Below are 22,073 nucleotides of genomic sequence, written 5' to 3'. Positions count from 1 at the left end.
GTCTTTTCATGCCCGGGCGCCGCTCGCCGGCGTGAGCGCCTCCACTCAGGCGAGAGCGCCCGACCGCCACAGCACGCTCGCCGCCGAGAGGTCCTGCGCATAGCTGCTCAGACGCAGGGCGCGGGTCGTGAGCTCGCTGGCTCGCCCCGGCTCGGTCGCCTCGTAGTCGTCGGCGGTGTGCGTCGCCCCGGAGGCCTGCACACGACAGAAAGCCGCCGCGCGCTCGAGCGCCACGGCGAAGTCTCCGCGGAACGCCCCCCGGAGGATCGTGTCGACCAGCGCGACGATTTCCTCAGGGCTCGCTGGAACCGGGGCACCCGCGATCGCGGCGTCGATCGACGGCAACTCGACTCGACCGCGTTCGTACAGCAGCGCCGAGGTCTGCGGATCGGTGTGGATAGCAAGCTGCAGAAGGTACAGCCGCCAGAGCGCGCCGGGCAGCGTGCGCGAGGGCGCCTTCGACCACAGCTCGGCGATCTCGTCGATGCCATGTTCGGCCGTGAACGCCACGAGGCGATCGGCGCTCACACCGCTCTCATCGGCGCGCACCCGCGCCAGCAGGGCGGATGCCGTAGCGTGCGCGATGCGCGTCTCCTCGGCGGGATCGTGCGCTCCGACGAGGTTGTCGAAGGAGGCGGAGGGACGTCGCACGGGGCGGTGGTGCTGCTCGGGCATCCCACCAGGGTACGCGCGATCGGTGACGCTCAGGCCGTGGGGATCGCGATGATCGGATCGGTCGTGGGCAGTCCGCTCGGTGAGCCGCCTTCTTGCTCGACCGTGACCGCGATGACATCGCCCGCGTGCATGTCGCCGTCGAGCACCGCCGTCGCCGTGGTGCCGTCGGCGTCGAACACACCGGCCGAGACCGGCGTCTCCCCCCGCACGAACCACATCTCATACGTCTTTCCGTCGGCCGGGGCCGCGAGGCCGTCGGTCACGAGCACGGCAGAGCCGAGCGATGCCGACCAGTGCGCCGTGGCCGTCGTGCCGTCGTCGAGCGTGACGCTCGCCTGCGCGGCATCCGACGATCCCTCGATCTGCTCGAGGGCGACGACGCTGGCCGGGCGATTGAGGTAGTCGTTCAGCGCGACGGCGCCGACGCCCACACCCACCAGGAGCGCGAGGCACGCGGCGAGCGCGAAGATCGCCCTCGACCAGCGGCGGGGCGGGCGGATGCTGTCAACGGTCGAGGACTCGGATCCCTCCGGCCTCGAGGTGAACACGAGGCGCTCGTCGTCGCCCTGCGGCGTCTGAGCGATCTGAGCGAGCAACGCGGCGCGGATGTCGGGGCGGGGCACCTCGTCGGTGAACGGCGCCGACAGCTGAGCGGCGGTCGCCGCATCCGCAGCGACGATGTGCTCCCACTCGGGGTGCTCGGCGAGGGTACGACGGAATCGCGCCTCGTCCTCTGAGGAAAGCGCGTGCAGCGCAGCCCCTGCTGCAAGCTCTGCGAAATCCTTCTCGTTCATGCCGTCACCCCCAATGCGGTGCGCAGACGGGTGAGTCCGTCCCGCATCCGTGTCTTGATCGTTCCCAATGGTGCCCCCAGAAGCACTGAAATCTCGTTCTGACTGTAACCGCCGTAATAGGCGAGCACGATGGCTTCGCGCTGCGCATCCGGCAGTCCCGAGAGAGCAGTGGTGACGCGTTCACCCTCGATGCTCAACTCGACCTGCTCGGCCACGCTGTCGTGGGCCACTCCGATGTCCCGCAGACCCGCCCGAACATCACGATCGGTGCTGGACTGCGAGGATCGAACGCGGTCCACCGCTCGGCGGTGTGCAATCGTCATCACCCATGTTCTCCCTTGGCCCTTGTTCGGAGCGAAGCGAGAAGCGGATTGCCAGATCTCGAGGAAGACTTCCTGAAGGACTTCCTCGCTTTGGGAACGGTTCACCAGCACGCGCAGGATGAGGCCGAAGACACGTTGCGAAAGGGTGTCGTACAGTTTCGCGAAGGCGGCCTGATCTCCGGAGGAGACAGCGAGGAGGAGGTCGGCGACGGCGTCGTGCGCCGAGCCGTCCTCGGGAACATCCATCCCGTCGATGACCATCCTCCCCAGCATGCCGCATGGCGACCTTCTTCGGCGAACGGCGCGGCGGACATTGCTCTTAAGGGCGAAGAGCGATAGGGCGTCTTGCGGCGACGTCGAACACGGTGCGCCACGGCATCCGAATCGCCGTTTCTCCCGCGGAATCACGCGGATCCCGAGATTTTCTCGATTTCTTCCCATCCGATCGCGCAGGGGTTCCGAACCACTGTCAACGCCACGGAGAGGCCGCGGCGAGAATGTCTGAAGGAGCTTGAAATGTTCAGCACCAAGAAGAAGGTCACCGCAGCACTGACGCTCACGGTGGCGAGCGCGTTCCTGCTCTCCGCGTGTTCGATGGGCAGCAGCGACACCACCACCGAGTCCGAGGAGCCGATGGCCCCCGAGAGCTCGCAGTCGTCCGAGCCCATGGAGATGGACCCGGCGGCCAACCTCGTCGGCCCCGGTTGCGCGGCATACGCCGAGCAGGTTCCGGACGGCGCAGGCTCCGTCGCAGGCATGGCTGAGGACCCGGTAGCGGTCGCGGCCTCGAACAACCCGATCCTGACCACCCTCACCGCAGCGGTCAGCGGTCAGCTCAACCCCGACGTCGACCTCGTCGACACGCTCAACGGTGATGAGTTCACGGTCTTCGCTCCGGTCGACGACGCCTTCGCCAAGATCGACCCCGCCACGATCGACGCTCTCAAGACCGACAGCGCCACGCTGAGCTCGATCCTGACGTACCACGTCGTCCCCGGCCAGATCGAGCCGGCCGACATCGTCGGCACGCACACCACCGTCAACGGCGCCGACCTCGAGGTCACCGGCAGCGGCGACGAGCTGATGGTCAACGGAGCCAACGTCATCTGCGGTGGCGTCCAGACCGCCAATGCGACCGTGTACCTCATCGACACGGTTCTGATGCCCCCGGCTCAGTAAGAGCGGGAGAGTGCCGACTGGACCCCGGCACGCCGCCTCCGTCATCCGGGGAGGGATGACCTGAGGCATCAACAGAGGGCCGTTGACGATGGCTGTGTCGTCAACGGCCCTCTTTCTGCGCCCTAGACTGGGAGCACGGGCCTCTAGCTCAGTTGGCAGAGCATCGGACTTTTAATCCGCGGGTCGTGGGTTCGAGCCCCACGGGGCCCACCGCATTCCCCTCACCGTCAGCGGTCGACGCCGTCCGGCGCGTCGATGCCGTCTCGTGATCCCACGATCTCGGCCGCGGGCACGGCATCCGACAGCTCCCGCCGCACCTCATCGGTCAGCACCAGGCCTGCCGCTGCCGCGTTCTCCTCGAGGCGCTCGCGGCGACGTGTGCCGGGAATCGGCACGACGCCCTCGGCGAGCACCCACGCGAGAGCCACCTGCGCGACCGTGGCGTCGAGACGCCGCGCGATCTGCTCGACCCGGGTGACGAGCATCCGATTCGCGGCCAAGGCCTCGGGCGCGAACCGTGGCAGGCGTCGACGCGCGTCGTCGGGGGCGAGATCGTCGAGACTGCGGATGGCGTCGCCCAGCACTCCGCGGCCGAGTGGCGAGAACGCCACGAACCCGATCCCCAGTTCGTCGGCCGTAGCCTTCTCTCCGTTGCGCAGCACGTCGCGGGAGAAAAGTGAGAACTCCGATTGGATCGCGGCGATCGGATGCACCGCGTGCGCGCGGCGCATCGTCGAGGCGGAGACTTCCGAGAGACCGAGGTACCGCACCTTCCCTTCGTTCACGAGCTCGGCCATCGCTCCGACGCTGTCCTCGATGGGGACGTTCGGATCCGCACGGTGCAGGTAGTAGAGATCGATGGCATCGGTGCCGAGGTGCTTCAGCGAGCGCTCGCATGCACGACGGATGTATGCCGGGCTGCCGTTGCGCCCGTGGACAGTGCCGTCGTCGTCGGTCGCGGACGATGCCTTCGTCGCGAGCGTGATCTCGTCGCGGCGCCGGCCCAGCGCCCTCCCGATCAGCTGCTCATTCGTGAACGGTCCGTAGGCCTCGGCGGTGTCGATGAACGTGACCCCGAGATCGACGGCACGCTGCAGTGTGGCGATCGATTCCGCCTCATCGCTCGGCCCGTAGAACGCGTTCATCCCCATGGCTCCGAGGCCGATCGACGAGACGGTGAGCCCGTCGCCGAGGGTGTGCTGCTTCATGATTCGTCCTCCTCCTCGACCACCGCGCGATAGGCGGCGATCTTCTGTTCGATCGCGGCGAGATGCCGCCGCGTGCGCGCGAGCTCGCTCTGGACCTGTCGGCGGTGCGCCTCGAAGAACGCGAGGCGCTCCCCCTCGGTCCCCGGAGTGCGGCTGAGCGCCGCGATCTCACGGATGCCGCCGACCCCCATGCCCGTTTCCCGCAGCATGATCACCCCGGCGATCCATTCCAGATCCGAGCGACCGTACCGGCGTTGACCGCCCGCGTTGCGCGGCGTCTCGTCCCGCAGCAGACCTGCGCGGCCCCAGTAGCGCAGCGTCTCCATCGGGATTCCGAGGGCCGCCGCGGCCTCCCCGATCGTGAAGCCGCCGTCGGGAACGTCGATGGCGATGTCGGGCATCAGCTTCTCGGTCATGTGCCCATCGTGCACCCCGGAGCGCGCTCCGGGTCGAGCGCGGCCTCGACCCGCTATCACCCCCGTCGCGCACTGGCCACCCCCTTCCCGGCATCCGCCGGTCGACGGCAGAGTCGGAGCATCCACTTCCCCTCCTGAAAGGACGACGACCATGGCGACTCTCACCGGAAACCGCGTGGCATTCCTGGCGACCGACGGCTTCGAGGACAGCGAACTGACCAGCCCGTGGGAGGCGGTCACCGCTGCCGGCGCGAGCGCCACGTTGATCGCCCCGGCCGCAGGAAGCATCACCGGGAAGAACGGCCACGAGCAGACCGTCGACCTCATCTCCGGAGACACGAGCGCGGACGAGTTCGAGGCCCTCGTTCTCCCCGGCGGGGTCGTGAACGCGGATCATCTGCGGCTCGACGAGGCATCCGTCGCCCTGGCGAAGGAGTTCTTCGCCCAGCACAAGCCCGTCGGCGTCATCTGCCACGGCGCCTGGATCCTCATCGAAGCCGGGGTCGTCGACGGGCGCACGCTCACCAGCTACCCGAGCCTGAAGACCGACCTGCGCAATGCGGGCGCGACCTGGGTCGACGAAGAAGTCGTCGTCGACGCGGGCCTCGTCTCGAGCCGCACCCCCGATGACCTTCCGGCGTTCAACGCGAAGGTCGTCGAGGAGATCGGCGAAGGACGCCACGAGGGCCAGACCGCCTGACTCCGCTCACCATCGCGCCCGAGGCGGGATCAGGCACCTCCCCGGGCGCGATGCCGCCGCACGGCGGCTCGGTTCGCGCAGCGCACCGAGCAGAAGCGTTGGCGCCCGTTGCGAGTGACGTCGGCGACGACGTTCGTGCAGGGGGATGCCGCGCACCGGCCGAGCCTGCCCATCCCGCGGGTGACCAAGTGGAGCGACGTGCCGAGATTGATGATCGCGCGCAACACGTACGGTAGCGAGGGCACGTCGTCGCGGTAGTGCAGGTGCCACCCTTCTCCGTCGTGGTTCGTGAGCCGCGGGTACGCCGCCGCTTTCGCGAGCTGCGTGTTGAGGAGTTCTGCGCGCGCATCGGGGTCGGCTTCGTCGACGATCCGCAGCCAGTCGTCGATGACGTCGCGCACCCGAGCGTGGTCGTCGTCGGCGGGCGGGAACGTCATCGTCATGCCCATCTCGATCGTGCGCTCCTCGATCCCGGCGCGGTCCACCGGCCAGTCGTTCGCGAGCGACGTCGCCAGGAGGACCGCGTACTCGCCGTAAGGGTTGAGATGCATAAGGCCATTACATCACGCTGTTCTCATGACCTCCACGAACACCCTCCCCATCCCCCGCCCGACCATCGCCGCGGCACCGCACGAGCACTCCTGGCTCACCGAGTCCCGGCACGCGACGAGCGAAGGCGTCGTCGTCTACGTGCGATGCGGACGGTGCACCGCACGTCGTGTCGATCTGCATCCGACGACCGCGGCGCCGTCGACCACTCTGTCGTCGACCACTCTGCCGCCGGTCGCGCTGAGCCGCAGCCTCGGAGAATCGCGGATCGTCACTCCGTGAGCTCGGCGAGCTTCATCACGGTGCGCAGGTTCCGCGCCGTACCGGCGACCCCGAGCGCGCGATCGAGAACGGCTTTCGTGAGCTTCGTGGCGTGCACTCCCGACTCCCCGTAGGAGATCCAGAGATCGTTCTCGACGAGGGCGATCTCCTCCCCCGGCACCAGACGCTCGCGCAGCTTCTCGACGGCGCCCTTCTGCGGAGCCCCCCCCAGGAACATCGCATGCAGGAGCTTCTCGACCGGATCGACGAACGGCTGAGATGCGAGGGCCCGCACCAGGGCGTCGTGCGTGCGCAGGATCACCGGAGTATCGACGCCGAACTCGTCGTGGATGAGCGACCGCACGCGCGCACAGGCCGCGACCGGATCGGACGGATGCCGGCACACGATGTTTCCGCTCGCGATGTACGTCGACACGTCCTCGAGCACCCCGACATCGGTCAACGCGCCGCGTAGCTCGGCCATCGGAACGCGGTTGCGGCCGCTGACGTTCACGGCCCGCAACAGCAGGACGCTGCGGCTCACGCCTCCGCGCTCGCGACGAGCTCGGCGCCCGCGTGGGCGAGCTCGATCAGCGCCGCCTCGCTCGACTCGGCTCCGACACCGGCGACCAGGTCGGTGAGCACCCGCACGCGCACCCCGTGGGCGATGGCGTCGAGAGCGGATGCCCGGACGCAGTGATCCGTGGCGATCCCCACCACATCCGCGCCGATCACCCCGGCCGCGGTCAGCACGGCTCCGACAGTTTCACCCGAGTCCGTGACACCTTCGAACATCGAGTAGGCGGGCAGCCCCTGCCCCTTGCGCACGTGGTGGGTGACGGCAGCCGTCACCAGGAGTGGGTCGTACTCGGCGCCGGGGGTTCCCGCCACGCAGTGCACCGGCCAGGAGCCGACGTAGTCGGGACTCTCGGCGAAGTGCCCGCCGTTGTCCCCCTCGGCGTCGTGCCAGTCGCGCGAGGCCACGATCACGTCGTAGTCGCCGGCGTGAGCCGCGAGGTATGCCGTGACCGCAGTGGCGACGGCATCGCCGCCCGCGACCGCAAGTGCACCGCCCTCGGTGAAATCGTTCTGGACATCGACGATGAGAAGCGCTCTGCTCATGAGTCGAGCGTACGACGCCGGGCACGGGAAAGCCCCCGTGATGTTTTGCATCACGGGGGCTGTCTGAGCCGCTTGTCAGAATCGAACTGACGACCTTTTCATTACGAGTGAAACGGTGCGTCGCGCTCTACACTCCACAAACCCTTGAATTCTCGCCAGTCTACCTCGCGACCTGCGCCGGATGACACACAGAAGTGCACACATGCCGTCGCGTGGCCTGCACGGGGCGTTCACGGACTCGGCGAGCGGTGAGGGGGTCAGCCGCGATGCCTGCGGCCGACGACGCGGCGCGGTTGAGCAGTTGGTAGTACCTCGCGGGATGCAGTCCGAGCTCGTGCTGGATAGCGCTCGTCTTGGTGGGCGTGTGGGCCGGATGAGCGGCCTCGAAGGCGAGAAGGTCAGAGGGCGTCATGGAGTCATGATGCGCTGGGGGTCGGACATTCCAATCAACAAAGTATTCCGCGTGATTCCGGGGGCCATGGTTGCTGTGGGCGTTCGTAGTCAAATACCAGTCAACAAAATGTCTGACCTCGGCTGTACGTTCGCCGCATGGCCGAGTTATCCCCCGCCGTGAAGCTCAGCGTCGAGGTGGACGCAATCTGCTCTCGCAACCGGTACACGAGTGAGCCCGGCCCCGTGATCGACGAACTCCGCGCCGCCACCGCGCACCGCCCCGATGTGCTCGCGGAGGCCGCCGGCACCTGGCTCGGTTACTTCGAGGACGAGTACACCGCTACGCTCTGCGCCGCATTGCGCTCGATCCCTGGCGTTGAGCCGTGGATCGAGGTGGGTCGATTCCGGCGGTCGCTGCCGGCCCCGAGCACTCCGGAGATCCTCGGTCACGGGATGGCGGTCGACATGCCGCTCTACGTCACGACCGACCCCGTCGTTCTCGACGCTCCCGGCCCTCCGCCGAGCCGTAGGCTGGCCTGATGCTCGTCGCCGTCATCCGCCCTCTCGAATCCCACACCGTAGAGCTCACGGGCAAGTCGCTCGAGGACGTGCACGTCCAGCTCACCGAGCACGCGCCCGCCGGCTTCGACCTGGTGTCCGCGCCGGCGCGGATGTTGAAGGGAGCGCAGGGCATCGAGACGACGGCGCGCTTCGACCGCCGCGACGGCACCCGCGAGATCGAGGCGGAGGACATGGACACGCTCCTCGGCATGGTGCCCGACGGGTGGCAGATGCTCTCTGTCCGGCGAGCCTGATACCCGGTACGCTCTCCGGCATGACCTACGACGAGATTCAGCAGCACCTTGACGGCCTGGAAGAGTTCGACCTTTCGCTTGGCAACGTGACCGTCCAGGTGCGGCGCGACAGCCCCGAGTCCTGGCTGGTGGCCCGCGACGGGCGGACGATTGGCTCCTTCGTGCGGCACCAGCAAGGTCGCGCGACGTACTACGAGTCGCAGATTGCGAGTGAACCGGGTGAGACGAACTGGGTCAGCGACGACGTGACGACCCTCGCCAGCAGGATGGTCACTCTCGAGAGCTGATCCTCCAACAACGAAAGACCCCCACCGGGCCGAAGCCAGGTGGGGGTCTTGTGCACAGAGGTCAGGCGCGCTCGCGACGCGATCGTCGCGTCTCATGCACGACGACGACGTTCGGATCGGCGGCGCGCTCGACTGCGGTCGCGGTGTCTCGAGTGACGAGAGCGTACGACGCATTCACGATGACGATCGCGAGGAGCGCGAACACCCACCAGTCCGTGATCTTGTCGCCGGTGATCTGGTAGTAAAACAGGACGACGGCCGCGGCGAGCACGAGCGAGACGATGATCGAGACGATCTTCTTCTGCCACGGCGTCTTCACGAAGGGCAGGATGCCGTTGAGCGCGGCGATCGCATACGGCGCGAAGAAACCGAGCAGGGTGAGCACGCCGAGCGGCGCGACGGGGATAGCGATATCCATGATGAGTGACCTCCTGGTCAGTGAGTGGTCTGGGTGTCTTCGAGGTCGCCGAGGCCGAGTTCATCGGCCAGCTCGGCGTGCGTCGGGCCGAGGATGTCGGAGACCGTGAGCGCGAGGCCCGCACGCAGTTTCGCGGCGGCCCGCTCCGCTCGCCGCTCGAGTACGGTGATCTGGTCGTCTTTCCGCTCGGCGAGAGATTCCAGTGCGGCGATCCGCTCGCGCTTCGTCGTCCCGTCGCGCTCGAGGTCGCGGATCGTCTCGCGAAGCTCCTTACGCTCCTCGCGAGCCTCCTTGAGCAGGCCCGTCAGGAACTCGTTTCCGATCCGGGTCGTCTCGTTGGTCGACTCCGGGGTGGTGTCCTGGCGGGCTTTCCGCCTCTGCTTTTCGGCGAGGATGAGGAACGTGCCAGTCACGGCAAGGCCGAGGAACGTGAGCAGAGGGCCGGCGCTCTGGACGAGGGCGTTGATCTGATCTGGGGTCACAGTTCAACCCCCGACGCTGCCGCCCTCTTGATCGCCTTCTGTCGACGGCGCAGCGCCGAGACGATACGACCGAGCACCATCGACGTCACGAACATGGCGAAGAAGACGAGCGCTACCCGCTGGTCGCCATCAGGGCCGAAAGTGAGCGCGAACTGCGAACCCGCGTAGAGCAGCAGCGCGATCACCATGAGCATCAGCCCGAGCGCCTCGATCAGCAGCCCTCGCACCGCGGCCGGCAGAGTCGCGACGAGCGCACCAGGTGCACGCGCCGCCACGATCAGACCGAACGCCGAGGTCAGTGCTCCGAGGAGCATCAGCGAGCAGAGCACGACGAGCATCGTGGAGCCGACGGCGTCGCCGAACGTGCGAGGCGTGATGACGAACAGCGCGACCGGCCAGGCGGCGCCCCACGCTTTCGCGTGGAGCTGCGCCCAGTCGACGGCGTTCAGTGGCGCGAACACCCGCCGGAGGCTCGTGAGCGCTCGCGCCGCGCTCCTGAGCATCGCCCTCACTTGGGCGGCTCGACCTTCGGCTCCGGCTCCGGCTTCATCCGCGCGATCCAGAGCATCGCGGTCTTGAACTGTGTCTCGGTGAGCAGCTCTTCGCCGTTCACCGAGGCGCTCTTCGGGTTGTACGGGGCATCGAGAACGTGCGCGGTCGCCTGGATGTAGCGCCGCATGAGGTCGACGTCGGGCTGCGTGGGCAGGTGGACGCGCCCGCCGGGGCCGGTGAGGTACATGTGCGGGCCCGGCGAGGTCTTCGGCCCCTTCACGCCGACGATCTTGTATGCGCCGGCGCGCGAGTACTGCTTCACCGCCTTCTCCGTGATCGCCTTGCTCGCCGTGAGAGCCTTGTTCACTTCGTCCGCGACGACTGCGCGGATCTGGGCTTCGGTTGCCATCTCGTCCCACTCCTTGTCCGGCGCGATGCGCCACGTTCCGTTGTCGTTGATGAGCTCGACCACCTCGTGACGGTGGTTATCGAGGTGCGCGAAGTACTCGCCGTGCCACGGTTCGTCCTTCGCGGTCGGTCGGCCGTTGCCGTCGAAGTAGCGGGCCGTCTGCTTCCATCCGTTGTCTCGCCAGATAGCCGCGGCGGCGGCGTTGTACCAGTCGTCGGAGTCGGCTGCGCCGCCCCAACAGTGGACGGATTCGTCGGCGCCGAGCGCGAAGGGTGCTTTGGGAGCCCACGGCCCTCCGTTGAGGTACGCCGAGTAGGCGAGCCACTTTCGCCGGTTCTCATTCGCCTGCTCGGGAGAGCGGCCGGCTTCGTTGATGTCGGCGAGCCTCCCGAGCTGTCGGTCGATCCGCGCGATCGACTTGGCGGGCTCCGGCGCAGCCCAGCCGCGGCCGTGGCCGAGTTCGACCTTGACCAGCGCGCCGCCCACCTCAGGCTCCGCTCGGGGCGGCGGGGAGCACGACCGCGATCGCCGCGGCGAGCTGCGCGTCGGTCACCGCGCCGAGGTTCGCGCCCGGGCGGGGCGGAGTCGCGGCGATGTGCTGCTCGCGGATGTCGTGCGCATAGGCGTGCACGTCGGCGACGGACTGGCCGTCGGCGACGTCGATGGTGACGAGTCGCCCCATGTTGGCCTGCACCCACCGCGAGGCGTCATCGACGTGCGCCTGCTCGGCGGCCGCGATGAACCGGTCGAGTAGGTCAGGGTCGTTGCGGGCGTTGATGTGCTGGGTCGTGGTTGCGGACATGGGCATGGTCCCCTCTCAGAGCGCCTTGATGATGTGGTTGAGCACGAGATACGGCTGCAGGATCGAAACCGTCTCGTTGTAGGTCGACGTCTCACGCACGTTTCCTGTCGCAGACGTCGCCGCCCAGTTCGAGCGACCGGTCTGTCGGATGCGCGTGCGCGGCAGGTCGGCCGTCTGCGCGGCGAACTGCGAGGTGGGGTCGCCACCGTTCGCAGTCCAGTGGTTATGGGTGTTGGTCTTCTCGCCGCCGCTCTCGCCGAGCACGTCGAACTCCGTCTGGCCTGTGTCTCGTCCGACAGGAACTCGCCCTCGGAGGTCGGGCAGGTTAAAGGTCGATGTGCCGTTGCCGATGCCGTAGGCCGTGCCGATCGCGGCAAACAGTGCGGCGTAGATCGTGCGCGAGACCGCGGAGCCGTCGCACAGCAACCATCCGGTCGGCGCGGTCGCGCCAGCGTAGGCGGTGACGATGCCCACGGGTTCGACGAGCGAGTCTCCGCGGTGGCGAACTTCGCCGGCGATATAGGCGTCACCCGCGACGTCGAGCGTGCCGCGCTCGTGCACCTTGCCGACGCCGACCTTCGTACCGTTGAGGTCAAGAGCGACAGCCGCGGTGGAGACCACAGTGTCGGCGAGATACGCGCCGAACTTGTCCTGCACCTGCACGCGGACGTCGTACGACGACGTCGGGAGGAACGCTTCGCCACCGGACAGGAGGAACCACGAGTTGTAGGTGAGTCCCTCGGGCGTGATGACGTTACGTGCTGTCCATGCCGTTGTTCCGCGTGGCTTGGTGAACGCCCTGATGGTGAGAGCGTTGCGCTCGGTCCCGTTGACGAGGCTCGAGACGGCGGCGGTGAGGTCGACGCGAAGGTGAGTGCCGTCGTCGACGACAGAGCCGATCGCGTCGCACCGACGCACCTGGTAGGCGGTCGCGGCGGGCGGGGCGTACGGCAGGACGTTGAGGGTGCCGGGCGCGCTTCCTGTGCGACCGCGCGAGTCGGTTACGCGTCCTGTGACGGGGACGGCACCGGCGACCGTCGTGAGGACGTCGGAACCCGCCGGGATGGCGGTTCCCTGGTATGTGACCTGGCTCGACTTGATCGTGGAGCCGTAGACGCCCGCGCCGGCGACGGTGAACTTGGCGCGCGATAGCCCCTGAACGAATGCCTCGACGATCGACGCGACGTCAGGGTTGTTGTCGACGACGCTGATCCCGGTGACGGTAGGAACTACGGATGCGGGAGCACGGAGGGTGAAAGCGGTGGTCGTCGTGCCGACGACGGTGGAGCCGCTCTTGGTGATGACCCGGATCGCTCCCGTGCCGGATGTGGCGGTCGAGATCTGATTGAGCAACGAGAGAGGCGGCGTCCACGACGTTCCCGCGCCGACCCCGTTCGCGACGGTGCCGGTGAGCGTTCCGAAAGACCAGGTGATGTCGTGAGTGAAGCTGCCGGAAGCGCGGTTGGTGTTGATGCCGACCGCAGAGCCCGCCTCGAACGAAGCCCCACCGTTGAAGGTCGCGGTGGATGCCCGTGCGATCGTCGGGAGGTTCATGTATCCCGAGTACGAGGTGTCCTGGACGTTTCCGTAGCTGATGACCTGCGCGAATCGGATCGGCGGGTGTGACCCGTCAGCGTTGTGGTCGATTCGTACGTCGTACGGGCCGTGTCGCCAACGCAACGCACCGTTGGGGACACCGGACGGAAGGAACGGGTTGCCCTCCCAGTGGGCGAACCGCGTGATCCCGTCGATGTGGCCGTCGTGGTAGCCGAACCCGTTGTACTGAGAGCCGCTGGATGAACCGGGGCCGTTGATCGCCTTGATGTAGCAGCGAACGACGGAGTAGTTCCCGGCTACGTTCTGGGAGATGAGGTCACCCTCGACGAAAAAGCTCGTGTTCGGCGTCGACTTGAAGACGGAGATCTGATCGGTCACCGGTGTACCCCCGAACGCAAAGTGCCCCGCTCGAGGCGGGGCGGAAGACTGCGGGCGGGCCGCGAGAATGCGACCCGCCCGTGGCGGCTCAGAGCGGGCGGACGATCGTCCGGCCCGGTCCGTAGGCCATGAACTGGTGGTTGCCGATCTGCGCCGAGTTCAGGCGCGCCTCGTCGGCGACGAAGACCCCGCCCTCCCAGTACGAGACGACGACGCTGTTCTGCGTCATCTCGATCCGCTCGGGCTTCAACCTCAGTTCGGAGGTGGAGCCGGGGTCTCCGATGGCGAGGCCGTCGACACCGAACCGGTAGTAGGTCTGGTGCTGGTCGAGCCGTTGCCCGACGTCGGAGGCTGTCGCGGCGGCATCCGCTGCGGTCTCGGCGGCGCCGTCCGCAGTGGCCTGCGCGTCGCCGGCGGCGTTCGCTGCGGCCGCCGCGGTGCTCTGCGCGGCGTCGACCCCCTCGCCGAGGTCAGCGATCTGCGCGGCCTGCGCATCCTGCCTGCCCACGACGATCGTGACGCTCTCGTTGGCCGAGAGGTTCAGGTCGTTGCCGAACGATGGCGTGACGTGGTTGACACCGATCGAACCGGCCTCGATGTGATTCGCGGTGATCGCGTTCGCTTCGATGTCCGGCCCGGTGACACCTTCAACGAGGATCGAGGCGGGCGTGGATGTGCCGCCTGAGCGGCCGAGGGTGTCGCTGCTGCGCAGGCGCACCCAGACGGTGTCGCCGACCACGCCCTTGATGTTGGCGCCGCCCGCGCCGCTGAGTGGCGTCCCGATCGGTGCCCACGGCCCGTCTTCGTCGGCGGCGGTTTCCATATAGACGAAACCGAACCCCGCCGGCAGTGGGCCGGTGATGAGAGCGCCGTCCCAGCGCGCCGCCACCTGTCCGAGGCCGGTGAGGAGCACCGGTGGGGTCGGAGCGGCGACGGTAGCGGTCGGCGCAGCACCGGTCACGTCGAGCGGCTCGGAGGGGTCACCCCAGAAGCCCAGACTCGAGCGTGCACGCACTGTCACGGCAGCGGTCTCGGCGGTCGGGAGCGAGAAGGATGCGGACGTGCCGACGGCGCGGAACGCGGTCAGTCCGACGTGGACCTCGTACTCGGCGATTGTGACGAGTTGGTCGTCGACCGAGAACTCCACCGGCTCCCACCCGATGGTGACGTTCGCGAGCGCGGTGCCGTCCGCCTGGAAAACGCCGATGTTCGAAACCACCTCGACGCCCGCGACGGGGCGCGGGACGACCGATCCAGGGACGGCAGGAACTACGGCGATCTCTGGTGAGAGGTCAGACCACCTTCCGGCAACAGAGCGCACGCGAACACTGACGTACCGCGGCTCTCCGGGTGTCCAGGAGTCGATGGTGACGCTGAGGCCTTTCGTGGACGCGTTGTCGAAGACCGCCGCCTCGTTCCCACGCCGCGACCACACCTGGTAGTAGTCGACGTCGAGCGGGTTGCCGTCGATGTCGGTGTTGACCTCATCCCACGCGACCTGCACGGCAGAGATCGCCTTGCCGTCATCGCCCCAAGTGCCTACGTTCGACGCGATGCGAAGCGCGTTGGGGGTCGCGGGCTGCAGCGGAGCAGGGCCGGGAGAGGAAGGGAACGAGGCTCCGGAACCCCCGATGATGGTCCCCTGTGCGATCGCGCCAATGCGCTTCGCCATCTTGGCTTGCAGGCCGACGAGCTTCGACCCGACGATGGCCCGCACTGTGACTGCGCCGCCTCGCTTCGAAGCCTGGATACCGACGACGCGGAGCGGCTGCTTTCCGGACTTCCTTCGCACCATGACGGTGTCGCCGATCGTGAAGTCTCGCCACGGGATCGGGCCGCCTGCGTCTGGTGCCCAGTCGTAGGAGAGCTCGAGCTTCTTGGCGCGGTTCTCGGACATCACGGGCTGAGCCTGTCGCACCGCTGTCGCACGGTTGTCGACGCCCGAGAGGGACATCGACGTCTCGAGCGAGCCGAAGCGCTTGTCCGCGCCGGGGTTGAACGCGTGCGTCGCGTTCGTCTTGTCCGGGATGAGCACGATGGTGGAGAACGTGCCCTTGAAGTCGGTCTTGGCTGGCGCCGACGAGAACGCCGGGCCGCCGAGCACAAGGTAATCGGAGCGGTTCGTGCCGGAGCCGACGCGCGCGATCCGAAGCCGCATTCCCTCCGCCCACCACTCAAAGTGTCCCTGCTCGACCCACATCTGGATGAAGGATGAATAGGGCCGCCAGAGGTCGAGCGTCATCTTGATCCGGTCGGCGGCCTGCCATGCCTGCCCGAGCGAGTCCTGCGTGTTCGTGAAGTCGTGGAGCAGCGTGGGTGCCCAGCCGCGATCGACGCCCGAAGTTGTGCCCTGTGCTTCGGCGAGCAGCGTGCGCACCATCTGGCCCGGCGTCAGGTCGAACGCCCGCGTGCGGTTGTCCTTCGACGCGCTCGTCCACCAGAGGATCGCCTGCGAGAGGAGCCACCCGATGTACGACTGAGCGGTGAACTGCATGACGTCGGTCTGATCCGCGGCGTTCTCCGCGTCCTCGAGCACGATGAACAGGTCGTTGCGGGGACGACCCCACGAAACACCCTGCGTGAACTCGACGCCGACGACGAAGGGAGCCTCAAGGCGGTCGGCGACGAGCGACGAAGTCGTGAACGTCATCGTCGCCGTAGCCGACTCCGCATCGGTCATGTCGATGTCGATCGTCGGCACCACTCGGCTCTTCACGCCCTCCGGGGTGTACTGGCGCACTCGGATGTCGAACATGAAGCCCCCTGGCCTAGATGGTGCGAGCCGATCGGCCGCGCACGGCGATTTGTGTGCCGGCGCGGGTCGCCGAGGTGACAGTGAGCCGCGCTGTCCGTGCCGATGGATCGCCGGCGCTGAGCACAGGCGTGATCTCGAAGTTTCCTCGTGGGCCTCCGAAATCGACGAGCCCGGACACTTCGGTGCCATTCGCCCACACGTCGGAAGCGGTGCGGAAGCACCGCCCCGTTCGCGAGTCGAATCGCATCCACTGCCCGGCGGTGGTGTCGGGCAACGCGAGCCAGGCGCCGGATGGGTCCGTCACCCGGACACCTGTCGCCGGCCCCTGGACGCGCACGAGAGCGTCACCGACGGAGCCGGAGATTCCAGGGAACGCCTCGAGCGTCACCGACGCCGCGGTGAGCTGGGTGACGAAGTTCTCGACGGTCTTGCTGCGCCAGTAGACCTCCGTCAGTTCGACGAGGAAGGTCGCGTCGATCCACTCGTTCCGCGCGAAGATGCGGTCGGGGCTCGCTCCCTTCAACCGCGCGCTCACCTGCACCTCCGGCTCGTCGTCGCGCGTGAGCACGAGCGAACGGGAGGAGAAGAGCGCGAGGAGCGCTTCCCAGCCGGACGGCGGGGTGTTGATGACGAGCGGTATCACCGGCGCGCTCAGGGTGACGGGCGTGGAGACGAAGCCGTCTCGTCCCGCCACCCTGAGTTCGTCGCTGGATGCCTCGAGTGCCGCGTAGGGCACAGACCGGGGCCGGAAGACCCAGCCAAGCTCGGGGTTGTCCAGTGGAATCCCGTTGACGCGGATCATACGTTCACCGCCCCTACGAGCTGCGCCGCCTCCCACGCCTCGGACTTGAGGTCGCGCACGACGGGGTTGTGGATGTGGAGGTTGACACCGTTGCGGGTCGACCCGCTCGCGCCGTCGGCGTTCATCGACGGGCCGGTGCCGGTAACGCCGGAGAAGTCGATGGCGCTTTCCATGGACCTACGGACGCCTGCGGCTCCCGACTCGATACCGACGGCGATGCCCTGAACGAGCGGCAGACCGATCTCGCGGTTGGTGCGGCGCGACGGCGAGTGGATGTCGCCGGCGGCGCGCGCGGCGCTGACGGCCCGGTTGACCGCCGCGGCCGCGGCGCGGGACACGCCGCCGCTGTTGTCAGCGATTCCTCGGGCGATGCCGTGCATGAGCGAGGCGCCGACCCCGTAGAACCAGCCGCCTGCGCCGGCGAGTACACCGCCGATCGCGCCCTGCAGTCCAGTGAAGGCACCGACGACGCCGCCGCGTGCGGAGTCTGCGCCGACGCGCATGCCGTCCATGGTGGCCGCGCCCGTGGGGATGAGCCAGGAACCGGCCGATGCCATCGCGCCGGACAGAACCCCGCCCATGCCTGCCATCTGCGCGGTGATCGTCGGGGTGTACCCGTCGATCCCTGCTTTCAGGCCGCCCATGATCGCGGTCCCGCTCGGAATGAGCCACGTCTCGGAGCCCGCCATGCCTCGCTCAACGGTGCCCTTCATCGAGCGCATCGACATGTCGAGGTCGCCTAGTCCGAGGTCGATGCCCTGAGCGAGCTGACGTGAGAAGCCACCGCCACCGCCGTTGCGCCGGTCGCTGATGTCGAGCGCTTCCCTGGCTTCATCGGCGAGACCGCCGAGCTCGTCCATGATCTTCTGGCGGGTCGGGAGGTCGACCGCGAAGAAGTCGTCCGCCCACGCCTTGTCCTTGCTCCCGTCCTCCAGCGCCTTCCGGATGCGGTCGGCGATGCGCGTCGCTTCGGCGGACACCACCTCGGCGGAGTCCGGGTCGAAGGTCGGGTTGGGAATCTTGATGTCGGCGTCGCGGAGGATGTCCTCCGCCCACTTCCGCATGTTCTCGGTGTTCCCCGACTGGTTGAACGCGTTCGGGGTGGTGACCTGCTCCCACATCGCGGCCGCACCGTCGGCGCCGCCGGTCTTGAACGCGTCCTTGACCTTCGAGACGACCTCGTCGAGGTACTGCTGCTCGACGGTGGTGAGGTCGGGAAGCGCGAACCCCATCCGGAGCTGCTCGTTGATCTTCGAGATCACCTCGGGCGGGAGACCCTCGATGTTCCGGAAGCCCTCGACGAGCTTGTCCGCGGCATCCTGCCCCTCGGTCGCGAGCACGCTCTCGTACTCCTCCATGAAGACGTTCGCGATCTCGCGAGCCTTCTCGGACGAGGTGAGGCGGTTGTCGTTCCAGTACCGCTCGAAGTCGAACTTGACGGGCACCGTGAATGGGTCGCCGTCGTCTTCGGGCATGAACTTGCCGAGCTTGCCGAGATCCTTGAGCGCTTCCGAAGAGTTCTTGTCCCAGCCCATGAACTCGCGCACGCCATCGAAGAACTCACCGTTCTTGTCCGACCACTCGCCGAGGGCCGCGATCCACTCGCCGATCGTGTCGATCAGGGCAGTGAGCACGGGAGCGATGTCGACGAGTGCGTCAGCGAGTCCGATGAACGCGTCGATGAGCACGGGGCCGACGGCATCCGCGAAGTCCGCGAGGGACGGTCCGAGCTGCTCGGCGATGTCCATGACGGCGTCGCCGAGCTTCTCGAGCACGCCGGAGTCGCGGATCGAGGAGATGAGGCTGTCGATCGTCGGCATGAGCTCTGCGAGCACGCCGGCCGCGGTGGGCAGGAGCGTGCCCGCGAGGTCGCCAAGCAGGCCGAGGAAGCCGCCGAAGGTGTTCGCGATCGCGGGGAGGTGAGGGAGCACGCCCTCGAGCGCTCGGACGAGCCCGTCGGACAGGTCGAGCAGCCCCTTGTCGACGGACGGCTGGTTGAGCGCGTTTGCGGCACCCTCGATGAGGCCACCGAAGAACTTGCCCGCCGAGCCGATGAACTTCTCGATCGAGGTGTCGAGTCCGAGGATCATGCGGCCGATGGCACGCACGGCGTCTCCGAACGCGCCCATCGCGACGCTCGAGCCGCGGAAGATCGCCGTGAGGCCACGCTGGAAGTCCGCGCCGTTGACGACGCGATCCCACTCCTGCATCATGTCGGCGAAGCCCGCGAGACCCTTCGAGCCTGCGGAGTCCGCGGCGCGCCACAGTCCCTCGAACACGCCGGCGATGCCGGTAGTCGCGTCCCAGAGGTCGTACATCGACTTGATCGCGTTCTCCATCCAGCCGTCGAGACGTCCATCGGTGGAGACTGCTTCGAGCCAGTTGTCGAACGTGTTCGCCTGACGGACGAACCACTGGGCGAGGCGAGGCGTGTACTTCGCGGCGACCTGCGACAGCGAGGTCATCGCGCCGGCGAACGCGGGCGCGCCGGTGGAGAGGATGCGCCATCCCTCGGCGATGCCGCTGAAAATCGACTCGAGGCCGCCGTTGCCGAGTTCGTCACCGAACGCCTTCGCGAGTTCTCCCGTGAACTGGCCGATGCCGGTCGAGAGCTCGGCGAACGAAGTGCGGAGCTGCGGCATGAGGCCGTTGACGAGGTCGAGGATGGGCTGACGAGCCTGGCCCCAGAACGCGTCGTTGATGATGCCGCCCAGCTCGGACATGTCGTCGGAGAGTTCGCCGAGTTCGGTCTTCGAGTTGCGGAGGGCGACGATGAGCGCGGTGACCGAGCCGACGCCGTTGAGGATGAGGCCCGGGAGTACGAGGAAGGCCGGGAGAATCGAGAAGAGTCCCTGGCCGATGCCGACGAGCCCACTGGTGGCGGAGAAGATCGCGCCGACGAGCGAGGTGATGCCGGTGGTCCAGCCGACGAGCGCTGGCAGGGACTTGTCGAGGTTCTTCATCGACGTCGCGAGGTCGTCGATCCACTTCCACGACAGCCGCGCGCCGGAGAGCGCCGACAGGGTCGTGAGGGCCGCGACGACCGACGTCTTGGAGACGTTCGCGATGATCTCGACCGTGCGCGGGCGGGTGAGCCACGCGAGGCGCGCGGATGCCCACGCCGTGAACGGGTTGGCGTCGATCCGCGTCTCGCGATCGCGCGCGACGTGGTCGATGTGGTCCTTGATGTCGTTCAGCCGGTGGCGGAGCTTCTCGGCGTCCTCCGGCGACAGGATGTCGTGCGCGAGCCGGCCGGACACCTCGTGGAACTCGCGGCTCAGCGCGTCGAGCTGCTGGCGCACGGCACGGTCTTCGACCGTGGGCGTCATCTTGACTTCGATGTCGCGGAGCGTGCGGTCGATGTCCTTCCGGAGCCGGTCGATCGTGATCCGATCCATCGTGAGGCGCACGGGCGCGACGACGTCTTTGAGGCCTTCGACGTCGGCCTTCGCCTTGAACCGGACAGCGCCCTCGAGGTCGCGGATGCTTCCGAGCTGGCGGCGGATGTCCTCCTTGATCCGGTTACTGTCGAGCTTCGCTCGGGTGACGCGGACCGTCATCGACGTCGTCTTCTCGATCATGTCGAGACGGCGCTTGAGGTCGCGCCGGAACTCGTTGGTGTTCGGGATGACGCGAATGGACAGGCGGCCCGCGTTGCGCCCCGGGTTGATTCCAGCCATTCGCGCCACCCCTACTCAGTCATGAAGTTGTCGAGCGCCCCCGCCAGAAGCTCCGCGATGGTCTTCGGCTGCAGGGTCGTCTCGTGTGTCTCGCGCCCCGGCCAGTCGATGAACATGCCGGGGTCTTTCTGCCCGGCGAGCCCTTGGAGGAGCGAAGCGAGGAGATTGTGGGTGCGGACGGCGACGACAGTCGCGGCGTCCCACCCTTGAAGCTCTGGCGAGCCGCCCCTGATCGCGTAGACACGCGAGTGGGGATTGAGCACGAGGTGCTCGGTCAGGATGATGACGTGGTGGGCGGGGACTTTACCCGCCCACACGTCGTCGATGTTCAGCCCGCTATAGAACTGGGCGAGGTCTGCGCGCAGCGCTCCTTGGGTGTCGAGTTCGTCGATCAGCTCGCGGAGCTGCGCGATTTTCCCAGTTCGTCCCGGTAGTAGATGAAGAGCGCCATGAAGTGCTCTTCCGTCTTCCCGACGGCCCACTCGGCGTAGGCGTCTTTGTCGTCGGCGATGGACTCCGCCCATGCGTCGATCGAGACGACGAAGGCCTTGAACTTCTGGAAGCGCTCGATGTCCTCGGGCTTCGACGTGTCGAACTCGAGCATCCCGTCGCCGTCACCGTTGCCATCGAAGGCACCGGACTTCGCCGCGTCGAGCGTGAGGTTCTCGAAGTCGTTGCGGTGCCCGAGGCGGAAGCGGTTCGGGGCGCGGAGCGGGGGCATGTCGCCGAGCAGCTCCTCGCGCAGCGCGGCGGCCTCCTGCTCGGCGTCGACCACATCGGAGGGCTTCGGCGCCTTCGAACGGGCCGGCGCCTTGCGATCCTGCGGCTTGGAGGGAGTGGTAGTCATGGCAGACCTCTTTCATGCGATGCAGACCGGTGAGGGAAAAGTCCCCCTGGGCGGGTCTGCGGCACTGCACCCAGGGGGACGGCTTGAGGACTACGGCGTTGCCGTGAGCCCGGTCTTGAAGATCTGGAAGATGCCGGCGCGGCCGCTGACCGCGGGGATCGCGTCGTTGGATGCCGACAGGATCGACACGGAGAGCGGCAGCTCGAGGAACTGCGCCGTGTCGACCGACGGAGCGTCGCCGAGGGAGATCTCGGTGTTCGGAATCCAGAAACCGACGGAGCCGGTCGTGTCCTGGAAGTACAGGAACAGCGCCGCCGAGAGTGGAGCCGAGGTTGCGACCGTGTACCCGCCGGTGGCGGGGTCGAACTCACCGTTGAAGGCGAGGTCGAGGGTGTTGTGGTCGAACTGCAGCGCGGCGACCGTGAGCCCCCAGGTGACGGAGCTCGTGGTCGTGCGGACGGCATCGGCGAGGAAGGTGTCGATCGACTCCTTCTCACCGCCCTCCTTCGTGAAGGCGATGGTGTTCTGCTTCGACGTGTGGCCGAGGTTCTTCCACGGCGACGGGCCATCGGCCTGCAGGTTGAACGCCGTGAGCGGGTTCTCCGGCGGGGCGGTGTTGACGGGGGCGTGGAAAGCAGTTCCGTGCCCGGGGATAACGAGTTTGGTTGCGTCGACAGACACGGTTCCTCCTGGGGTGTTGGGTTGCAGACCCGCCCCGAGGGGCGCAGA

27 protein-coding genes and 1 tRNA gene are annotated in these 22,073 nt (G+C 67.6%); 7 read left to right on the top strand and 21 right to left on the bottom strand.

The annotated features are described in order from the left end of the window. Positions 1-45: 45 nt before the first annotated feature. Genes ACFY9N_RS12055 through sigK form a run of 3 tightly spaced genes read right to left on the bottom strand, consistent with a single transcriptional unit; the run spans position 46 to position 2,065 of the window. A complete protein-coding gene (locus ACFY9N_RS12055) occupies positions 46-675 on the bottom strand; it encodes a DNA-directed RNA polymerase subunit beta (protein WP_391478860.1) in 630 nt (209 codons plus the stop codon). Positions 676-704: 29 nt separating this feature from the next. Continuing rightward, complete coding sequence (locus ACFY9N_RS12050; protein WP_391478858.1) at positions 705-1,469, bottom strand: anti-sigma factor domain-containing protein; 765 nt, start codon at positions 1,467-1,469, stop codon at positions 705-707. After that, positions 1,466-2,065 carry an ECF RNA polymerase sigma factor SigK gene (gene sigK, locus ACFY9N_RS12045; RefSeq protein ID WP_391478857.1) on the bottom strand — a complete coding sequence of 200 codons (600 nt, stop codon included), beginning with the start codon at positions 2,063-2,065 and terminating at the stop codon, positions 1,466-1,468. The genes ACFY9N_RS12050 and sigK overlap by 4 nt, the downstream gene beginning before the upstream one ends. A 243-nt stretch (positions 2,066-2,308) precedes the next feature. Here sigK and ACFY9N_RS12040 point away from each other — a divergent pair, with 243 nt between their 5' ends. Beyond that, positions 2,309-2,971 (top strand): fasciclin domain-containing protein, encoded by a 663-nt coding sequence (locus ACFY9N_RS12040; RefSeq protein ID WP_391478855.1) that lies wholly within the window; start codon positions 2,309-2,311, stop codon positions 2,969-2,971. Between the two features lie 137 nt (positions 2,972-3,108). After that, positions 3,109-3,181 (top strand) — tRNA-Lys (locus ACFY9N_RS12035). A gap of 17 nt (positions 3,182-3,198) precedes the next feature. On the opposite strand, the gene ACFY9N_RS12030 is transcribed toward ACFY9N_RS12035, so the two are convergent. Both ACFY9N_RS12030 and ACFY9N_RS12025 read right to left on the bottom strand, forming a co-directional pair. Continuing rightward, positions 3,199-4,179, bottom strand: coding sequence for an aldo/keto reductase (locus ACFY9N_RS12030; RefSeq protein WP_391478853.1), 981 nt, complete (start codon positions 4,177-4,179; stop codon positions 3,199-3,201). Next, positions 4,176-4,595 carry a MerR family transcriptional regulator gene (locus ACFY9N_RS12025; RefSeq protein ID WP_391478852.1) on the bottom strand — a complete coding sequence of 140 codons (420 nt, stop codon included), beginning with the start codon at positions 4,593-4,595 and terminating at the stop codon, positions 4,176-4,178. Before ACFY9N_RS12025 ends, ACFY9N_RS12030 begins: the two co-directional genes overlap by 4 nt. A gap of 151 nt (positions 4,596-4,746) precedes the next feature. On the opposite strand from ACFY9N_RS12025, the gene ACFY9N_RS12020 reads away from it, so the two are divergent. Continuing rightward, the gene (locus ACFY9N_RS12020) at positions 4,747-5,295 is read left to right on the top strand and encodes a type 1 glutamine amidotransferase domain-containing protein (protein ID WP_391478850.1); all 549 of its coding nucleotides are present in this window, start codon (positions 4,747-4,749) and stop codon (positions 5,293-5,295) included. A gap of 29 nt (positions 5,296-5,324) precedes the next feature. Here the strand turns inward: ACFY9N_RS12020 and ACFY9N_RS12015 are convergent, their stop codons facing one another. Further along, positions 5,325-5,846: a CGNR zinc finger domain-containing protein gene (locus tag ACFY9N_RS12015; protein WP_391478849.1), complete on the bottom strand. Its 522-nt coding sequence runs from the start codon at positions 5,844-5,846 to the stop codon at positions 5,325-5,327. A 25-nt stretch (positions 5,847-5,871) separates the two neighbouring features. Here ACFY9N_RS12015 and ACFY9N_RS12010 point away from each other — a divergent pair, with 25 nt between their 5' ends. Continuing rightward, on the top strand, positions 5,872-6,126 hold the full coding sequence (locus tag ACFY9N_RS12010) for a hypothetical protein (protein ID WP_391478848.1): 255 nt from the start codon (positions 5,872-5,874) through the stop codon (positions 6,124-6,126). On the opposite strand, the gene ACFY9N_RS12005 is transcribed toward ACFY9N_RS12010, so the two are convergent. The 3 genes from ACFY9N_RS12005 to ACFY9N_RS11995 form a co-directional block, all read right to left on the bottom strand. Next, positions 6,116-6,649, bottom strand: a complete 534-nt coding sequence (locus ACFY9N_RS12005; RefSeq protein WP_391478846.1) for a DUF1697 domain-containing protein — start codon at positions 6,647-6,649, stop codon at positions 6,116-6,118. The genes ACFY9N_RS12010 and ACFY9N_RS12005 overlap by 11 nt on opposite strands. Then, complete coding sequence (locus tag ACFY9N_RS12000; protein ID WP_391478845.1) at positions 6,646-7,227, bottom strand: isochorismatase family protein; 582 nt, start codon at positions 7,225-7,227, stop codon at positions 6,646-6,648. The genes ACFY9N_RS12005 and ACFY9N_RS12000 overlap by 4 nt, the downstream gene beginning before the upstream one ends. Before the next feature lie 160 nt (positions 7,228-7,387). Next, complete coding sequence (locus ACFY9N_RS11995) at positions 7,388-7,639, bottom strand: DUF3263 domain-containing protein (protein WP_391478844.1); 252 nt, start codon at positions 7,637-7,639, stop codon at positions 7,388-7,390. 137 nt (positions 7,640-7,776) lie between these two features. Between ACFY9N_RS11995 and ACFY9N_RS11990 the strand changes: the two genes are divergently transcribed. From ACFY9N_RS11990 to ACFY9N_RS11980, 3 genes are read left to right on the top strand one after another with little or no spacing between them, the layout of a single operon-like run. Beyond that, positions 7,777-8,160 (top strand): hypothetical protein, encoded by a 384-nt coding sequence (locus tag ACFY9N_RS11990; RefSeq protein WP_391478843.1) that lies wholly within the window; start codon positions 7,777-7,779, stop codon positions 8,158-8,160. Beyond that, the gene (locus ACFY9N_RS11985) at positions 8,160-8,435 is read left to right on the top strand and encodes a hypothetical protein (RefSeq protein ID WP_391478842.1); all 276 of its coding nucleotides are present in this window, start codon (positions 8,160-8,162) and stop codon (positions 8,433-8,435) included. The genes ACFY9N_RS11990 and ACFY9N_RS11985 overlap by 1 nt, the downstream gene beginning before the upstream one ends. 20 nt (positions 8,436-8,455) lie before the next feature. Further along, complete coding sequence (locus ACFY9N_RS11980; RefSeq protein ID WP_391478840.1) at positions 8,456-8,722, top strand: hypothetical protein; 267 nt, start codon at positions 8,456-8,458, stop codon at positions 8,720-8,722. 61 nt (positions 8,723-8,783) lie between these two features. Here ACFY9N_RS11980 and ACFY9N_RS11975 read toward each other — a convergent pair whose 3' ends face one another. The 12 genes from ACFY9N_RS11975 to ACFY9N_RS11920 form a co-directional block, all read right to left on the bottom strand. Continuing rightward, the gene (locus ACFY9N_RS11975) at positions 8,784-9,140 is read right to left on the bottom strand and encodes a hypothetical protein (RefSeq protein WP_391478839.1); all 357 of its coding nucleotides are present in this window, start codon (positions 9,138-9,140) and stop codon (positions 8,784-8,786) included. Positions 9,141-9,157: 17 nt separating this feature from the next. Next, positions 9,158-9,622: a hypothetical protein gene (locus ACFY9N_RS11970; protein ID WP_391478838.1), complete on the bottom strand. Its 465-nt coding sequence runs from the start codon at positions 9,620-9,622 to the stop codon at positions 9,158-9,160. Next, positions 9,619-10,083, bottom strand: a complete 465-nt coding sequence (locus tag ACFY9N_RS11965; RefSeq protein ID WP_391478837.1) for a hypothetical protein — start codon at positions 10,081-10,083, stop codon at positions 9,619-9,621. The genes ACFY9N_RS11970 and ACFY9N_RS11965 overlap by 4 nt, the downstream gene beginning before the upstream one ends. A gap of 47 nt (positions 10,084-10,130) precedes the next feature. After that, positions 10,131-11,009, bottom strand: coding sequence for a hypothetical protein (locus ACFY9N_RS11960; RefSeq protein WP_391478835.1), 879 nt, complete (start codon positions 11,007-11,009; stop codon positions 10,131-10,133). A gap of 1 nt (position 11,010) precedes the next feature. Next, positions 11,011-11,331, bottom strand: coding sequence for a hypothetical protein (locus ACFY9N_RS11955; RefSeq protein WP_391478834.1), 321 nt, complete (start codon positions 11,329-11,331; stop codon positions 11,011-11,013). A gap of 9 nt (positions 11,332-11,340) precedes the next feature. Then, positions 11,341-13,260 carry a DUF859 family phage minor structural protein gene (locus ACFY9N_RS11950; protein WP_391478833.1) on the bottom strand — a complete coding sequence of 640 codons (1,920 nt, stop codon included), beginning with the start codon at positions 13,258-13,260 and terminating at the stop codon, positions 11,341-11,343. 88 nt (positions 13,261-13,348) lie between these two features. Beyond that, entirely contained in the window at positions 13,349-16,015 is a 2,667-nt protein-coding gene (locus ACFY9N_RS11945; RefSeq protein WP_391478831.1) for a hypothetical protein, read from the bottom strand. 13 nt (positions 16,016-16,028) lie between these two features. Then, positions 16,029-16,709 (bottom strand): hypothetical protein, encoded by a 681-nt coding sequence (locus ACFY9N_RS11940; RefSeq protein ID WP_391478830.1) that lies wholly within the window; start codon positions 16,707-16,709, stop codon positions 16,029-16,031. 104 nt (positions 16,710-16,813) lie between these two features. After that, on the bottom strand, positions 16,814-20,497 hold the full coding sequence (locus ACFY9N_RS11935) for a hypothetical protein (RefSeq protein ID WP_391478828.1): 3,684 nt from the start codon (positions 20,495-20,497) through the stop codon (positions 16,814-16,816). An 11-nt stretch (positions 20,498-20,508) separates the two neighbouring features. Beyond that, positions 20,509-20,979, bottom strand: a complete 471-nt coding sequence (locus ACFY9N_RS11930) for a hypothetical protein (protein WP_391478827.1) — start codon at positions 20,977-20,979, stop codon at positions 20,509-20,511. Continuing rightward, positions 20,889-21,344, bottom strand: coding sequence for a hypothetical protein (locus tag ACFY9N_RS11925; protein WP_391478826.1), 456 nt, complete (start codon positions 21,342-21,344; stop codon positions 20,889-20,891). The genes ACFY9N_RS11930 and ACFY9N_RS11925 overlap by 91 nt, the downstream gene beginning before the upstream one ends. 90 nt (positions 21,345-21,434) lie before the next feature. Then, entirely contained in the window at positions 21,435-22,025 is a 591-nt protein-coding gene (locus tag ACFY9N_RS11920; RefSeq protein ID WP_391478825.1) for a hypothetical protein, read from the bottom strand. Positions 22,026-22,073: the final 48 nt, after the last annotated feature.

Origin of the sequence: Microbacterium sp. NPDC008134, from assembly GCF_042957055.1 — a bacterium.
Taxonomy (GTDB): domain Bacteria; phylum Actinomycetota; class Actinomycetes; order Actinomycetales; family Microbacteriaceae; genus Microbacterium.
Note: the sequence above shows the minus strand (reverse complement) of the source record. Positions and strands in the feature narration are given on the sequence as shown.

Bases quoted from the DNA above. Each gene is read 5' to 3' on its own strand.
- ACFY9N_RS12055 (WP_391478860.1), bottom strand. From the start codon at position 675: ATGCCCGAGCAGCACCACCGCCCCGTGCGACGTCCCTCCGCCTCCTTC.
- ACFY9N_RS12050 (WP_391478858.1), bottom strand. From the start codon at position 1,469: ATGAACGAGAAGGATTTCGCAGAGCTTGCAGCAGGGGCTGCGCTGCAC.
- sigK (WP_391478857.1), bottom strand. From the start codon at position 2,065: ATGCTGGGGAGGATGGTCATCGACGGGATGGATGTTCCCGAGGACGGC.
- ACFY9N_RS12040 (WP_391478855.1), top strand. From the start codon at position 2,309: ATGTTCAGCACCAAGAAGAAGGTCACCGCAGCACTGACGCTCACGGTG.
- ACFY9N_RS12030 (WP_391478853.1), bottom strand. From the start codon at position 4,179: ATGAAGCAGCACACCCTCGGCGACGGGCTCACCGTCTCGTCGATCGGC.
- ACFY9N_RS12025 (WP_391478852.1), bottom strand. From the start codon at position 4,595: ATGACCGAGAAGCTGATGCCCGACATCGCCATCGACGTTCCCGACGGC.
- ACFY9N_RS12020 (WP_391478850.1), top strand. From the start codon at position 4,747: ATGGCGACTCTCACCGGAAACCGCGTGGCATTCCTGGCGACCGACGGC.
- ACFY9N_RS12015 (WP_391478849.1), bottom strand. From the start codon at position 5,846: ATGCATCTCAACCCTTACGGCGAGTACGCGGTCCTCCTGGCGACGTCG.
- ACFY9N_RS12010 (WP_391478848.1), top strand. From the start codon at position 5,872: ATGACCTCCACGAACACCCTCCCCATCCCCCGCCCGACCATCGCCGCG.
- ACFY9N_RS12000 (WP_391478845.1), bottom strand. From the start codon at position 7,227: ATGAGCAGAGCGCTTCTCATCGTCGATGTCCAGAACGATTTCACCGAG.
- ACFY9N_RS11995 (WP_391478844.1), bottom strand. From the start codon at position 7,639: ATGACGCCCTCTGACCTTCTCGCCTTCGAGGCCGCTCATCCGGCCCAC.
- ACFY9N_RS11990 (WP_391478843.1), top strand. From the start codon at position 7,777: ATGGCCGAGTTATCCCCCGCCGTGAAGCTCAGCGTCGAGGTGGACGCA.
- ACFY9N_RS11985 (WP_391478842.1), top strand. From the start codon at position 8,160: ATGCTCGTCGCCGTCATCCGCCCTCTCGAATCCCACACCGTAGAGCTC.
- ACFY9N_RS11980 (WP_391478840.1), top strand. From the start codon at position 8,456: ATGACCTACGACGAGATTCAGCAGCACCTTGACGGCCTGGAAGAGTTC.
- ACFY9N_RS11975 (WP_391478839.1), bottom strand. From the start codon at position 9,140: ATGGATATCGCTATCCCCGTCGCGCCGCTCGGCGTGCTCACCCTGCTC.
- ACFY9N_RS11955 (WP_391478834.1), bottom strand. From the start codon at position 11,331: ATGCCCATGTCCGCAACCACGACCCAGCACATCAACGCCCGCAACGAC.
- ACFY9N_RS11945 (WP_391478831.1), bottom strand. From the start codon at position 16,015: ATGTTCGACATCCGAGTGCGCCAGTACACCCCGGAGGGCGTGAAGAGC.
- ACFY9N_RS11935 (WP_391478828.1), bottom strand. From the start codon at position 20,497: ATGGCTGGAATCAACCCGGGGCGCAACGCGGGCCGCCTGTCCATTCGC.
- ACFY9N_RS11925 (WP_391478826.1), bottom strand. From the start codon at position 21,344: ATGACTACCACTCCCTCCAAGCCGCAGGATCGCAAGGCGCCGGCCCGT.